The sequence below is a fragment of the Amycolatopsis sp. NPDC043885 genome (assembly GCF_056435685.1).
This window is the reverse complement of sequence record NZ_JBWKEA010000007.1, coordinates 134,359-148,536: the sequence shown is the minus strand read 5'-3', so window position 1 is coordinate 148,536 and position 14,178 is coordinate 134,359. Positions and strand designations below refer to the sequence as shown.

The following is a 14,178-nucleotide window of genomic DNA, read 5'->3' as shown; positions in this document are numbered from 1 at the left end:
AAGCTACGCTCTACCGGATGTCCGAGTACGCGATCCTGGTCTACCCGTCCGCCAACCGGGTCTACACCGACTCCACTCCGGCCCTGCTGCGCGCGGAGCTGGCGGTGTTCGGTCTGTCCGCCTTGGAGACCGAAGTCTCCGAGATCGGCGAGACGGAACTCGGCGGCGTCGGCTACCTCACCTTCACCACGCCCGCCCCGCTGAGCGAACGCGATCTCGCGCTCCTTTCGAACCTTTCCGCGCTGTACGCGCTGTTCGAACTCGGCGACGGCGTCCTGAAGCCGGTGACGATCAGCCCGCTCGCGAACTTCGACTCGGATCTGCTGACCATCCAGAAGTACCCGGGCAAGACGAACGAGCTGTTCACCAAACTGCTCGTCAACGTCACCCTCATGTCGACGGCGAACCCGGCGGCGATGCTGGACAAGCCGCTGCATCTGCTCGATCCGCTCTGCGGCCGCGGCACCACGCTGAACCAGGCGATGATGTACGGCTTCGACGCGACCGGCCTCGACGTCGACGGCAAGGATTTCGACTCTTACGAACTGTTCGTCAAGACCTGGCTGAAGCAGAAGCGGATCAAGCACAGCGCCGAATCCGGTCAGGTCCGTCGCAACAAGGCCCGGCTCGGCAGGCGGCTCGACATCGGTTTCGGGATCACCAAGGAGCAGTACAAGGCGGGTGACGTCCGCAAACTGAGCTACCTCAACTGCGACACGCTCACCACCGACGAACTGCTGCGGCCGAACTCGGTGGACCTCATCGTCACCGACGCCCCGTACGGCGTGCAGCACGGCAGCCACCGCACCCAGGACGCGTCGCTCGCGCGCAGCCCGCGAGACCTGCTCGCGGCCGCGGTCCCGGTGTGGACGAGGGTGCTGCGGCCCGGCGGCGCGCTCGGCATCTCCTGGAACACCAACGTCGCGCCCCGCGAGGAACTCGCCGCGATCCTGGACAAGGCCGGGCTGGAAGTCCGCGAGGGCGGCCCGTTCGCGGAGTTCGCGCACCGGGTGGACCAGGCGATCGTGCGGGACCTGATCGTCGCGGCCAAACCGGCCTGACCCCCCGCGTTTCGTCCTCTGAATGCGGTAGTTGGCATCGCGCACTACCGCATTCAGAGGACGAAACGCGGCGTCAGGCGATGCGTTCCCCCACGAACTTCAGCACGTCCGGCATGATCTCGCGCCAGTAGTCGTCGTTGTGCCCACCCGGCGTCATCTTCGCGACGACGGGGTCCAGTGCCTGGATGAGCTTGCGGTCGGCGCGGGCGAAGGGATCCGAGTTCCCGCACCACACCCCGGTCGATTCGGCGGAAAGATCGGCGGTGTGCAGCAACGGCTCGTGCGATTCCCATTGCGCGCGATCCGCGAAGACCTTGCGGGATTTGGCATCGGGCCAGCTCACGAACAACGCCGCGCTGGCGACGGCGACGGCTTTCAGGTCCTTGTGGTCGCGGGCGTAGCGCAGGGCGCCGAATCCGCCCATCGAGATCCCGAACATCGCCGACGGCGGCCGCAGCTGGCGCTGGGCGAGCCAGCCGGGCAGTTCGTCGGACAGCATCCGCTGCGGGTCGTCGGCCTTGCCGACGTCCACCCAGTAGTTGTCCCCGTCGACGGCGGCCACCGCGAACCCGGGCCGTCCGGCCGCGACGGCCTGGTTCAGCGCGTCCTGCACGCCGAGGTTCAGGAACGTCCGCGCGTCGGCGCCGCGCCCGTGCAGGGCGACGCAGACCGGCATCCCGACCCGTGACACCCCGTCCGGCGCGATGATGACGAGGTTGACGTCGCGGTTCCGCGCCGCGGACCGCATCTTCTGCACCGTGACCGCTTCGGTGAGCGGCGTCGGAGTGCTCGGTGGGGCCACCGGGGGCGGCCCTACCAGGGGCGGTTTCTCGGCGCCGCAAGCGGAAACCAGCGCCGAGCCGCCGAGAGCCGCGGCTCCCAGCAGCAGGCCACGCCGGCTCACGGCGTGGTCCACCCGATCAGCGACGGGTCTCCTCGTCGGCGAACTCATCGTCTTCGGCCTCTTCCCGCGGCGGCTTGTACGGGTCGGCTTCACCGGCGTGCTGCGCCCCAGTCGCCCGCCGGGCGACCTCCGCGTCGGCTTCCCTGGCCTTCGCGAGGAGGTCTTCGATGCGCTTGGCGTCCTCAGGAATGCTGTCGGCCACGAAGGCCAGCGTCGGAGTGTAGCGGACACCCGTGCCCTGACCGACCTTCGTGCGCAGGACACCGCGGGCGGATTCGAGCGCCGCCGCGGCGCCGGCGTGGTCGGGCGTTGACTCCAGGTTCTCGCCGAGCACCGTGTAGTAGACCGTGGCGTCGTGCAGATCCGCCGTGATCTTCGTGTCGGTGATCGTCACGTGGTTGAGCCGCGGATCCTTGATGTCGTGCTCGATCGCGTGCGCGACGATCTGTGAGATCCGCTTGGCGAGCTTACGAGCCCGAGCGGGGTCGGCCATGGGATTTCGTCTCCTCGAAAGATCTTCATTCAGTGTCTGTCGGTGAACCCGCGACCGCGATCGACGTCGGCAGGACGCTGCCTGGTCATCCACGTCACGACACGCGACCATGGCGTCCTGCCACCGCGATAGCGGGGCCTTCGGCCGGGCGGGTTCGCGCGCACGGTCATCTCTCCGATTACATCTCAACTCCGCCGACAGGTTCAGTCATCCGGGCCGAGCAGCCGGCGGTGGGTGGAGAGCAGGTCGAACTCCGGCCTTCCGGCCACGAGGCGCTCACACGAGTCGAGCACGTCACGAACCTGCTCGCCACTCGCCGCGACCACGGCCACACCGATCAGCGCGCGCCGGTGCAGGTCTTGATGGCCCGCTTCGGCGACGGAGACGTCGAAACGCCTGCGCACCTCGGCCAGCACCGGCTTGATCACGGATCGCTTCTGCTTGAGCGAGTGGACGTCGCCCAGCAGGATGTCGAGCTCAAGAGCTCCTACGAACATGTGGGGTTCTGGGTTGTTTCGAAGGTGAAGCGGCGCTCCCCCGCCCAGATGCGGAGGAGCGCCGCTTTGTCACTTACGCACGCGGCTTTTCGCGCTGCTCGTAGGTCTCGATGATGTCGCCGACCTTGAGGTCGCTGTACGACCCCAGAGTCAGACCACACTCGTACCCGTCGCGGACCTCGACCACGTCGTCCTTGAACCGCCGCAGCGAGCTGATCGGCAGGTTCTCGGCGATGACGGTCGCGTCGCGGAGCAGGCGGGCCCGCGCGTTGCGGCGGATCTCGCCCGAGACGACGAGACAACCGGCGATGGTGCCGATCTTCGACGACTTGAAGACGTCGCGGATCTCCGCCTTGCCGAGCTCGACCTCTTCGTACTCCGGCTTGAGCATGCCCTTCAGAGCCTGCTCGATCTCCTCGATCGCCTGGTAGATGACCGTGTAGTACCGGACGTCGACGCCTTCGCGGGTGGCCCGCTCGGTCGCCTTGCCCTGCGCACGGACGTTGAAGCCCAGGACGATCGCGTCGGACGCGGTCGCCAGGTCGATGTCGGACTCGGTGACGCCACCGACACCGCGGTGCACGACGTTGAGTTCGACGTCGTCGCCGACCTCGAGCTGCACCAGCGAAGCTTCGAGGGCCTCGACGGTACCGGAGTTGTCACCCTTGATGATCAGGTTGAGGCTGTTCGTCTCCTTCAAGGCGGAGTCGAGGTCCTCGAGGCTGACCCGCTTGCGGCGCGACGCGTTGAGGGCGTTGCGCGTCCGGGCGGAGCGGCGCTCGGCGATCTGCCGGGCGACGCGGTCCTCGTCGACCACCAGGAAGGTGTCGCCCGCACCCGGCACCGAGGTGAACCCGATGACCTGGACGGGACGCGACGGGTACGCCTCCGTGACGTCGACGTTGTGCTCGTCGACCATCCGGCGGACGCGGCCGTAGGCGTCACCCGCCACGACCGAGTCACCGACGCGCAGCGTGCCTCGCTGGACCAGCACCGTGGCCACCGGACCGCGGCCGCGGTCGAGGTGGGCCTCGATCGCGACACCCTGGGCCTCCATGTCCGGGTTGGCCCGGAGGTCCAGCGCGGCGTCGGCGGTCAGCAGGATCGCCTCGAGCAGGCCGTCGATGTTGATGTTCTGCCGCGCGGAGATCTCGACGAACATCGTGTCGCCGCCGTATTCCTCGGCGACCAGGCCGTACTCGGTCAGCTGCTGCCGGATCTTGTCCGGGTTCGCGCCTTCCTTGTCGATCTTGTTGATCGCGACCACGATCGGCGCCTTGGCGGCCTGCGCGTGGTTGATCGCCTCGACCGTCTGCGGCATCACACCGTCGTCGGCCGCCACCACGATCACCGCGATGTCGGTCGAGTTGGCACCGCGGGCACGCATGGCGGTGAACGCCTCGTGACCCGGGGTGTCGATGAAGGTGATCAGACGCGGGTTGCCTTCGAGCTCGGTCTCGATCTGGTAGGCGCCGATGTGCTGGGTGATGCCACCGGCTTCACCTTCGCGCACCTTCGTCTTGCGGATCGTGTCGAGCAGTCGGGTCTTACCGTGGTCGACGTGACCCATGATGGTCACGACCGGCGGACGGACCTGCAGATCCTCTTCCTCACCCGCGTCTTCGCCGTAGGTGATGTCGAAGGTCTCGAGCAGCTCCCGGTCCTCTTCCTCGGGACTGACGACCTGAACGTTGTAGTTCATTTCGCCGCCGAGCAGTTCCAGGATGTCGTCGGACACCGACTGCGTCGCGGTGACCATCTCACCGAGGTGGAAGAGCACCTGCACCAGCGAAGCCGGGTTGGCGTCGATCTTCTCGGCGAAGTCGGTCAGCGAGGCACCACGCGGCAGGCGGATCGTCTCGCCCTGCCCCTTGGGCAGACGGACACCACCGACGCTGGGCGCCTGCATGTTGTCCATGTACTCCTGGCGCTTCTGCCGCTTCGACTTACGCCCCTTGCGCGAGGGGCCACCGGGACGCCCGAAGGCACCCGCGGTACCGCCACGGCCACCGGGGCCGCCACGACCGCCGCCGCCACGGAAACCGCCGCCACCGGCCGGGGCACCGCCACCGCCACCGGGGCCACCGCCACCGGGACGGAAACCGCCGCCACCGCCGCCGGGACGGAAACCGCCACCGCCGCCGCCACCGGGACCACCGCGGAAACCTCCGCCGCCGCCACCGGGACCGCCACGAGCGCCGCCGCCGGGGCCACCACGGGCTCCGCCACCGGGACCACCGCGGCCGCCACCGGGACCACCGGCCGGACGGGCCGGGCGGCCCGGCATCATGCCGGGGTTCGGGCGCGGGGGCATGTTGCCCGGGCTGGGCCGGTTACCGCCGGGAGCGCCGCCACCGGGACGCGGGGCCGGACGGTCGCCGCCCTGCCCGCCACCGGGACGCGGCGGACGGTTGTCGCCGCCCTGCTGGTTGCCGCCGCCGGGACGCGGGGCGGACGGGCGCGGGGCCGGGGAACCGGAACCCACGCCGAACGGGTTGTTGCCGACACGCGGGGTGCGCGGGCCGGGCTTCGGACCGCCGGGCTTGGGGCCCTGCGGCTTCGGCGGCACGACCGAACCCTGCGACGGCGTCTGGGACGCGGGCGGGGTGGCGGGTGCCGGAGGGGTCTCCTTCTTCGGCTCGGCCGGAGCGGCCTTCGCCGCCGGAGCGACCTCTTCCTTGGGCGCCGGCGGCCGGGGGCCGGGGCGCGGACCCGGGCGGGCGCCCGGAGCGGGCCGGGACGGTTGCTGGGCCGGGGCCGACGTTTCAGACGCCGCCGGAGCGGATGCCGCGGGGGCGGCCGGGGCCTCGGACTTCGCCGCGGGCGCGGGCTGAGCGGGCTTCGCGGCCGGAGCCGGGGCAGCGGGCTTCGCGGGCGGCGCGGGTGAAGGGCGCGGGCCGGGGGTCGGAACCGGCTTCTTCTTGCCGTCCTTGGACGGATACGCGTCACGGAGACGACGGGCGACCGGCGCCTCGACGGTGGACGACGCGGACTTCACGAACTCGCCCTGTTCCTTCAACTTGGCGAGAACTTCCTTGCTGGTGATGCCGAGCTCTTTCGCGAGCTCATGTACTCGGGCCTTGCCTGGCACAGCTCTCCTCATCTGGGGAGGCCGGCGGCAGACCCGCAGACCTCGTCCTATTGTCGCGCGTTCATTGATTCAGCTTCACGGCTGACTCATGACGGGTCGACCTGCTTCCTGATTCCATCCGGCACCGGGGATGTCCCGGCGCCCCTCATTCCTCGGCGAGCCGCTCCAGGCGTTCGTGGACACCCTGGGCGTCGAGCGACCCTGGAACACGAAGTGCCCGGGGGAACGCTCTGCGCCGCTCGGCCTTGGCCAGACAGTCCGGCTCGGGGTGCAACCAGGCACCCCGGCCCGGCAACCGCCGACGTTCGTCGACGATCAGCCGACCGTCCGCCGCGACCACTCGCAGCAACTCGCCGATCAAGGCCCGCTTACGGCAACCCACACAGGTGCGAACCGGAGTTTCCCGGTCATGCTGGAGGTCGGTTCCCGGCCGCGGGCTCTGAACCACTCGTAAGTCTAGCGCTTCGACCTTCACTCAGCCGAACCGGTTGCCGCGGCGGGCCGCGCCTGCCCGGCGTGTGCTTCGTCACCCTGCTCAGGGGCGGCGTCACTGCGGATGTCGATACGCCAGCCGGTGAGCCGGGCGGCGAGGCGGGCGTTCTGCCCTTCCTTGCCGATCGCGAGCGAAAGCTGGTAGTCCGGGACGACGACCCGAGCGGTCTTGGCCCGCTCGTCGACGACCTGTACGGAGACAACCTTCGCGGGCGACAGCGCATTCCCGACGAACTTCGCCGGGTCTTCGGAGAAGTCGATGATGTCGATCTTCTCGCCCGCCAGCTCGCTCATCACGTTGCGCACGCGCGCGCCGACCGGGCCGATGCAGGCGCCCTTGGCGTTGACGCCGGGCACCGTCGAGCGGACCGCGATCTTGGTCCGGTGTCCCGGCTCCCGCGCGACGGCGGCGATCTCGACCGTGCCGTCGGCGATTTCGGGGACCTCGAGGGCGAACAGCTTGTGCACCAGCTTCGGATGCGAACGGGACAGCGTGATCTGCGGGCCCCGGTTGCCGCGCGAGACGGTCACGACGTAGGCCTTGATCCGGTCGCCGTGCTCGTAGGTCTCGCCGGGCACCTGCTCGATCGCGGGCAGCACGCCTTCGATGTCGCCGACCTGGATGACGACCATGCCGCGGGCGTTGGCGCGGGCGTCACGCTGCACCACGCCGGCGACGATCTCGTTCTCCTTGGCGGAGAACTCGCCGAAGGTCTTCTCGTGCTCGGCGTCGCGCAGCCGCTGCAGGATGACCTGCCGCGCGGTGGTCGCCGCGATCCGGCCGAAGCCCTCGGGGGTGTCGTCCCACTCCTCGTCGGTCTGGCCGTCCGGGGTGAGGGTGTGCGCGAGGACACGGACCAGCCCGCTCTTGCGATCGATGTCGATCCTGGCGTGCGGCTGGTGGCCCTCGGTGTGCTTGTACGCGGTGAGGAGCGCGGTTTCGATCGCTTCGATCACCGTCTCGAAGGGGATGTCCTTGTCCCGTTCGATCGCGCGCAGCGCGGCGATGTCGACGTTCACTTCGGCTCCTCCTTCGGCTCCGTGGTGGCGGCGTTCAGGGCCGACGCATCGTTTTCCAACAGTTTCAGGTCCTCGGCAGGTGGTTGCTTGAACTCGATCTCGATGACCGCCTTGGTCACCGAGGCGTAGGGGACGTCCCGGATCTCGCCGTCCACGAGCACTCGCGCGGATTTCTCCCCCGCGTGCCCGACGCGGCCGATGAACGCCGCGCCTTCGGCCGGCGTGACCTTGACGAGGCGGAACTTCGCGCGCCGCCAGTGCCGCTGCAAGGTCAAGGGCCGGTCGAGACCCGGCGAGGTGACTTCGAGCGTGTACGCGCTGGCGATCACGTGCTCGTTCTCGTCGAGCGCGGCGGAGACGGCACGGCTGACGCTCGCCACCTCGTCCAGCCCGACGCCGTCGTCCCCGTCGACGACGACCTTGACCAGCTGGCGGCGGCCTGCCTGCTGGACCTCGAAGGAATCGAGGTCGAAACCCGCGGCCTTGACGGCTTCGGCCACGATGGGCTCCAGCCTGCTGGCGAGGTCGTTGGGCACGGTGGAGCGCTCCTGTTCGGCTGTGGGCGACCCGGCGGCGTGGATCCGGGTTCGGTAGTGGTCCAGCTTATCCGGTCACCCCAGCGTGACGCGCGAGCGGCGGCCCCGCGCGGGCTACTGGCAGGATGGGGCGGCGTGACCGGAAGATCGACAGAGCCGAGCCGTCGCACTTTCCTGCGGATGGGAGCGCTGGCCGCGCTGGCCGTGCCGCTGGCGTCCGCCTGCTCCCCCGGCTTCGACGAAAGCCCCGACCCGCTGGGTCCCCTGCTGCGCGCGGCGGAGACCGACGCGGCCGGCGCGAAGGCGCTGGGCGCCGAAGGCGAAGCGGTCGCCACCGCGCGGGCCGCGCACGCGGCCGCGCTCAAGACCGAGGTCGACCGGCTCAACCGGCCGAAGCCGGAGCAGTCCGGTCCCGCGGAGACCCCGCCGTCGTCGGTGGACGGGCTCAAGGAACGGCTCGCCCAGGCCCGCAAGCAGGCCGAGGGCCTCGTGCCTTCGCTGCCCCGCTACCGCGCCGGGATGGTCGCCTCGATCGCGGCGGGCTGCGCGGCGCTGCAGCAGAGTTCGGAGAAGCTCGGCCGCGGCGACGACGCCGGCGCGGTCGAAGTGCCCGCCGGGGTCCGGCTCGGCGGGGAGAGCGCGGAGGCCGTCCAGCAGGCGCTGGCGGCCGAACACGCGGCGATCTGGGTGTACGGGTTGGTCAGCGCGTATCTGCCCGCCGCCTTCACCGGCGCGGTGGCCAGGGGCACGGCCGAGCACGTCAAACGGAGGGACGTCTGCGAACGGATGCTTTCCGCGGCGGGTCAGACGCCCACCGGTCCGGAGGCCGCGTACGTGCCGCCGAGGCCGGTGACCGAGGCGAACTCGGCGATGGAACTGGTGGCGACGGCCGAGGCGGACGCGACCTCGGCCTGGCTCGGCGTGATCGACCGGACGGACGACGCGGCTTTGCGGACGACGGCGCTGAACGCGCTGATCGGGTCGGCGCGGCGGGGGACGGCGTGGCGGGCCGAGTTCGGCGCGAAGCCGGTGGCGATCGCCATGCCGGGCCAGTCGGTCTGAGGTCTTTCGCGCGGCTTCGGTCCCGTCGCGCGTGCTATGAAAGGTCCCTTCCTTGCAAATTTTGCAAGGAAGGGACCTTTCATAGCGCTTGAGGGTCCGGTCAGCGGCGCAGGTCACCCGAAAGCCGCAGGGCGTCGGTCGCGATCCGCTCCAGCAGCTGCTTGTCGGTCTGCTTGTTGTAGAAACCGGCCAGCACGATGGCCACTTCCGGCCCGCTGACGTGGGAGTCGTAGGCCGCGTCCTGCCCGGAGATCTTCGGAGCGCCCTGCGCCTTGAAGGTCCCGTCGCGCACCAGGTCGGACACGTTGCCCGTGCCGTCCTTGTCGGTGAGCGCCTTGAGCTGGGTCGCGGTGACCTCGCCGGGCATGGTGACCAGGACGACCGACACCAGTGCCTTCTTCCCACCGGTCTCGGTCGTGTACAGCGCCCGTGAAAGGCGCGTGCACGGCGTCTCGGTGAAGAACTTCTTGGTGTCGCCGTAGGCCTTGCTCGCGCAGTCGGTGGTCACCTGCGGCCCCTCGACCAGCGTGTACTGGAACTGGCCGCTCTTCGACGGCGGGTCCGCGACCGGGGTGGGTTCCGGCTCGTGCCGGATCAGCCACCAGAGCAGGGCGGACACGACCGCGATGGCGACCAGTCCGGCGCCCTTGAGCGCCAGGCCCTTGGTGTCCCTCGGCGGATTCGGCGCGGGCGGCGGCCCGCCCGGCCCTGCCGGTCGCACCGGCTGAAGCCGGGCCGTTTCCGTCGGTCCCGGGGTAAATTGCGCACCAACCACGGGAACATACGGTAGTTCACGCCGCTCCGGCGGTTCACCTGAACGTGCTTATCACCCGTTCGACGTCGTCAGCCGTGTTGTAGAGATGGAAGCCGAATCGCTGCCTTCCGGCCCGGGTACCGGCCACGATGCCCGCTTCCTGCACCCGGCGGGCGTCGGCGTCGAGCGAGACGATCGCGCTCCCCTGACCGGGTGAGCCGAGCGCTTCGAGGAGTGAGTCGGCGAGCCCCACGCAGTGCGCGCGGACGGCGGCGAGGTCCAGGGACGCGAGGTAGTCCAGCGACACCGCGGCGCCGGCGAACGCGAGCCAGGCCGGGGACAGGTCGAGCGAGCGGGTGCCCTCGGCGAGGCGCAACGGGAGGCCGTAGACGGTCTGCCAGCGGTCCTCCCCCGCGTACCAGTTCGCGGCGACCGGCACCGCCCGCTCCAGCACCCGCGGATGCGCGGCCAGCCACGCCGCCCCGCGCGGCGCGAGCAGCCATTTGTATCCGGCGGCGACCACCCAGTCGGCCCAGCCGAGGTCCAGTGGCTGCCACCCGGCGGCCTGCGTGGCGTCGAGCAGGACCGCGGCACCCGCCGCCTCGGCCGCGGCCCTGAGCGCGCCGAGGTCGACCTGGGCACCATCGGCCGACTGGACGACGCTGACCGCGACGAGGTCGTGCCCCTCGACGCGTGCGGACAGCTCGGCCAACGGGACTTCGGTGACCTTCACCCCGCGGTGCGCCTGGGCCGCGAACGGGAAGGTGACGCTCGTGAAGTCGTTCGCGGCGGCCAGCACACTGGCGCCGTCGGGCAGACCGGCGGCCACGTTCGCGATCAGCTGCGAGACGGACGCCCCGATCGCGACCCGCTCCGCCGGGACCCCGATCAGCGCGCCGAACCCCGCCCTGGTCCGCGCGACGGGCTCGTCGAAGTCCGCCGGACGGGCTTCGCCGCGGCGCCACCGCTCGACCGCCTCCGCCACGGCGTCGGCCACGTGCGACGGCGGGATGCCGATACTGGGCGTGTTCAGATAACCGGGCGGGACGGCGAATTCGGCTCCGAAGGTCTGCATGCTCCCGAGATTAATGAGATTCCGGGAGCACGGCGGCGACGTCGGCGTACGACGGCGGGGCCAACGGGAGTTCACCGCCGTCGCGAACGGCCTCCACCGTGCGCAGCGTGGCGGCCAGCGCCATCCGGTACGGCAGCGAACCGAGACTGACCCGGGCGACGCCGAGTTCGGCCGCTCGCGCGACGGTGACCTTGCCGGGCAGGAACAGCAGGTTCACCGGCACCCGGACGGCCTTCACCAGCCGCATGACGTCCGCGGGTTCGGCGAGCCCCGGCACGAAGACCCCGTCGGCGCCCGCGTCCACATAGGACAGAGAACGGTCGATCGCGGTGCCGATGTCGGGCTCCCCCAGCCAATGCGTGTCCGTCCGCGCGTTGACGAAGAGACCGGGAGCGCGTTCCTTCACCGCCGCGATCTTGGCGGCGTGCCGCACGGGATCGCCCAGCGCGTCTTCGAGGTTGATGCCCGCGACACCGGCTTCGGCGAGCTCAGCCGCCAGCGCGCCGACCTCGCCCGGGTCTTCGCTGAACCCGTCGGCGAGATCGACACTGATGAGCGTGTCCAGCCCGGTGAGCCGCCGCGCCAGCCGGACGGTGGCTTCCTTCGAGGACGGGGCGCCGTCCGGCTCGCCCTCGGCGGCCGAGACCCCGAGACTGGTCGTGCCGAGCGCCGAGAAGCCATGCACGGCAAGGAAGGCGGCCGTGCCGAACTCCCAGACGTTCGGCAGGAGCAGCGGGGAACCGGGGACGTGCAGGGCGGCGAATGAGGTCATGTCACGACGGTAGCCAGTGGACGCTTCGGTGACGACCGAAGCGATGGGCGGCGCTCCCGGCGACGTGGTTTTCGCAACACGACCGCCGGCCGTGGCGGCCAGATGTCCAGTTAGTGCCATATGCGCGGTTTTGCGCGGGGGTCGTGAGTGGCGATTCGTGTTCTAACCCGAATCGTCACTCACGACCCCCACGCAAAACCCACCCAAGGCACCCCAATCGGTCACCTTGTCCTAACTCGATGTCCCTTGTGGACAGTCAAGAACACGCCAGGCCAACCGCCCCCGGCGAAGTTGCGAAAGTGGCTTTCGCGACACGGTCGCCCGCCTTGAAGCGTCAGGCCCGTTCCAGGAAGGGCGTCAACAGCTCCGGCACGGACTCCTCCGCGAAAAGCAGGCCCTGCTCCTCCCCCGCGTCGTACACGGAGTACGCCCCGGCACCGGCGGCCGTGGTCGCCACGACGGTCAGCAATCCCTTGCGCCGCTGGAAGATCGATTGTTTCACCGTCCAGCCGATCACGCCTTCGCGTTCCAGGGCGAACGTGCTCCGCCGCACGGTCCCGTGCCGTCCGACGAGGTACCGCCCGGTGATCCCGTGCCCGAGGTTGCGATAGGCGTCCAGCGCCAGCAGCACCGACGCCGGCAGCAGCACGACGCCGAGCGCGGCGCCGATCACCAGGAGGACGTCGGTCAGCAGGAAGCCGAGGAGCGCGAAGATCGCCAGCAGGACCACCACCGAACCGACCCACCAGCGCAGCAGCCGTCCCCGCGCGGCGCGGGGGTGTCCGGTGAGCCGGACGGCTTCGGTCGGCGAGACCGGTTCGCGCAGGACCGACGCGGCGACCCGGTTGGCCGTCACGACGGGCGCGGCGGGCAAAAGCGTGTGGTAGTCGGTCTTGTCCTTGTCGTCGCTTTGCCGCATGCCGGTGGCGATCGCGTCGACGCGCGCCGCGCCGGAGATCCGGTTCCCGAGCGGCTCGACGAGGTCGATGCCGCGCATCCGGCGTTCCTCGATCGAGATCGAGCGCGTGGTGAACAGGCCTCGGCGCACCCGCAGGGTGCCGCCGGGTTCGCGGTCGAGCCGGAAGTTCCACCACATCTCGATCCACAGGCCCAGCGCGCCGATCAGGCCAACGACCATCGCGATCGCCAGCAGGATCAGGATCGCCACCACCAGCGGGATACCGCGGAACAGGCCGATCACCCAGTCGATCAGGCCTTTCTGCAGTCCCACCCATTCGGAGACCTGCATCAGGCCGCCGCCCGCGGCCAGTCCCAGGGTCGGGGTCAGGAACGACATCGGTGCGTAGCGGATCCAGCTCCGGTCCAGCTCGGCGAGCGGCGCGTTCTCGTCGGCCTCCGCGATTTCCGCGCGGCGCAGCAGGTCGGCGCGCAGCCGTTCGGCCTCGGCGCGTGAGACGGGGTTGAGCTTGATCCGGCCCTGCCCGCCCGACTCGTGCGACCCGGTGCCGATGGTCACCACCGCGACGCCGAACAGCCGATGCAGCGGGTTCGCCGTCAGGTCGACGTTGCGGATCCGTTCCCGCTGCAGGGATTTCCGCGACCTGAAGACCAGGGTGAACGCCGTCTCCAGCCGGTCCGGCGTGACCCGGTAGCGCACGCCCTTCCAGTAGAAGAGCTCCACCAGTACGCCGCCGCCGATGAGGACCACCCCGCCGGCGACGACCCAGACGAGCGCGACCCAGAACCTTCCTCCGCCGCTCACGATCGCGGCCGTGGTCGGGATCGCGGCACCGACGGCCGCGCCGGTCATCATCAGCGCGGTGACGGCGAGCGTCCGTTTGTCGAGTGTGTTCCAGCCCTCGAACTCGCCCGAGGTCATGTCGCGTCCCCCGGCGTCGCCTGCGTCGTTTCGGTGAGCTGCTCCGCCAGGCTCGCGGCCAGTTCGTGGTCGAGCCCGCGGATCTTGACCGCGCCCCGCGCCGACGCCGTGGTGACCGTGACGGTCGCGAGCTTGAACAGCTGCTGCAGCGGACCGCGCAGGGTGTCCACGGTCTGGATCCGCGACATCGGCGCGACGCGCCACTCCTGCCAGAAGAACCCGGAGCGGGCGTACACCGCCGTCTCCGTGACCTCCCAGCGATGCACCTTGAACCACCACAGCGGCATCGCGATCACCCAGACCAGGCCCAGCACCGCGAATACCGCCGCCGGTGTCAGCAGCCAGAAGCGCGCGGGCGTGATGAGCAGCCCGAGCACCACCAGTACCAGCACCGGCGCACCCCAGAAAAGCGTTCCCTGCAGCCTCCACCAGCCCACGACCCGCTGATCCAGCGCGTTCCGCGGCGGCCTCAACCGCACCTTCCCCCGTTCGGCTTCCACCGAAATCACCCCCGACGAGCGTTTACAATGCGATCGCATCGTAATAGCGTCGGACAGTAGTGGCAATGCGATCGCATGGCA

14 protein-coding genes are annotated in these 14,178 nt (G+C 70.1%); 2 read left to right on the top strand and 12 right to left on the bottom strand.

Translation table 11 applies throughout. The features are described from left to right. Positions 1-17: 17 nt before the first annotated feature. Positions 18-1,061 (top strand): TRM11 family SAM-dependent methyltransferase, encoded by a 1,044-nt coding sequence (locus AC069I_RS22070; RefSeq protein WP_478266304.1) that lies wholly within the window; start codon positions 18-20, stop codon positions 1,059-1,061. Positions 1,062-1,134: 73 nt separating this feature from the next. Here the strand turns inward: AC069I_RS22070 and AC069I_RS22065 are convergent, their stop codons facing one another. The 7 genes from AC069I_RS22065 to rimP all read right to left on the bottom strand — a co-directional run bounded on the left by AC069I_RS22065 (position 1,135) and on the right by rimP (position 8,094). Then, complete coding sequence (locus tag AC069I_RS22065; protein WP_478227342.1) at positions 1,135-1,965, bottom strand: alpha/beta hydrolase; 831 nt, start codon at positions 1,963-1,965, stop codon at positions 1,135-1,137. Between the two features lie 16 nt (positions 1,966-1,981). After that, on the bottom strand, positions 1,982-2,458 hold the full coding sequence (rbfA, locus tag AC069I_RS22060) for a 30S ribosome-binding factor RbfA (protein ID WP_007029396.1): 477 nt from the start codon (positions 2,456-2,458) through the stop codon (positions 1,982-1,984). Between the two features lie 203 nt (positions 2,459-2,661). Continuing rightward, complete coding sequence (locus AC069I_RS22055; RefSeq protein ID WP_478266303.1) at positions 2,662-2,955, bottom strand: DUF503 domain-containing protein; 294 nt, start codon at positions 2,953-2,955, stop codon at positions 2,662-2,664. A 73-nt stretch (positions 2,956-3,028) separates the two neighbouring features. Next, positions 3,029-6,046, bottom strand: coding sequence for a translation initiation factor IF-2 (gene infB / locus AC069I_RS22050; protein ID WP_478227343.1), 3,018 nt, complete (start codon positions 6,044-6,046; stop codon positions 3,029-3,031). A gap of 145 nt (positions 6,047-6,191) precedes the next feature. Further along, the gene (locus AC069I_RS22045) at positions 6,192-6,407 is read right to left on the bottom strand and encodes a DUF448 domain-containing protein (protein WP_039919655.1); all 216 of its coding nucleotides are present in this window, start codon (positions 6,405-6,407) and stop codon (positions 6,192-6,194) included. 110 nt (positions 6,408-6,517) lie between these two features. Next, positions 6,518-7,558, bottom strand: coding sequence for a transcription termination factor NusA (gene nusA / locus AC069I_RS22040; RefSeq protein WP_034312226.1), 1,041 nt, complete (start codon positions 7,556-7,558; stop codon positions 6,518-6,520). Continuing rightward, entirely contained in the window at positions 7,555-8,094 is a 540-nt protein-coding gene (gene rimP, locus AC069I_RS22035; RefSeq protein ID WP_340683989.1) for a ribosome maturation factor RimP, read from the bottom strand. The genes nusA and rimP overlap by 4 nt, the downstream gene beginning before the upstream one ends. 135 nt (positions 8,095-8,229) lie before the next feature. Between rimP and AC069I_RS22030 the strand changes: the two genes are divergently transcribed. Beyond that, positions 8,230-9,156 (top strand): ferritin-like domain-containing protein, encoded by a 927-nt coding sequence (locus AC069I_RS22030; protein ID WP_478235925.1) that lies wholly within the window; start codon positions 8,230-8,232, stop codon positions 9,154-9,156. A gap of 100 nt (positions 9,157-9,256) precedes the next feature. Here the strand turns inward: AC069I_RS22030 and AC069I_RS22025 are convergent, their stop codons facing one another. The 5 genes from AC069I_RS22025 to AC069I_RS22005 all read right to left on the bottom strand — a co-directional run bounded on the left by AC069I_RS22025 (position 9,257) and on the right by AC069I_RS22005 (position 14,136). Beyond that, a complete protein-coding gene (locus tag AC069I_RS22025) occupies positions 9,257-9,877 on the bottom strand; it encodes a hypothetical protein (RefSeq protein ID WP_478227347.1) in 621 nt (206 codons plus the stop codon). An 88-nt stretch (positions 9,878-9,965) separates the two neighbouring features. Next, entirely contained in the window at positions 9,966-10,985 is a 1,020-nt protein-coding gene (locus AC069I_RS22020; protein ID WP_478227348.1) for an aminotransferase class V-fold PLP-dependent enzyme, read from the bottom strand. 10 nt (positions 10,986-10,995) lie between these two features. Continuing rightward, entirely contained in the window at positions 10,996-11,757 is a 762-nt protein-coding gene (locus AC069I_RS22015; RefSeq protein ID WP_478266302.1) for an isocitrate lyase/PEP mutase family protein, read from the bottom strand. A gap of 334 nt (positions 11,758-12,091) precedes the next feature. Beyond that, positions 12,092-13,597 carry a PH domain-containing protein gene (locus AC069I_RS22010; protein ID WP_478266301.1) on the bottom strand — a complete coding sequence of 502 codons (1,506 nt, stop codon included), beginning with the start codon at positions 13,595-13,597 and terminating at the stop codon, positions 12,092-12,094. Further along, positions 13,594-14,136, bottom strand: coding sequence for a PH domain-containing protein (locus tag AC069I_RS22005; RefSeq protein WP_478227351.1), 543 nt, complete (start codon positions 14,134-14,136; stop codon positions 13,594-13,596). Before AC069I_RS22005 ends, AC069I_RS22010 begins: the two co-directional genes overlap by 4 nt. Positions 14,137-14,178 lie beyond the last annotated feature (42 nt).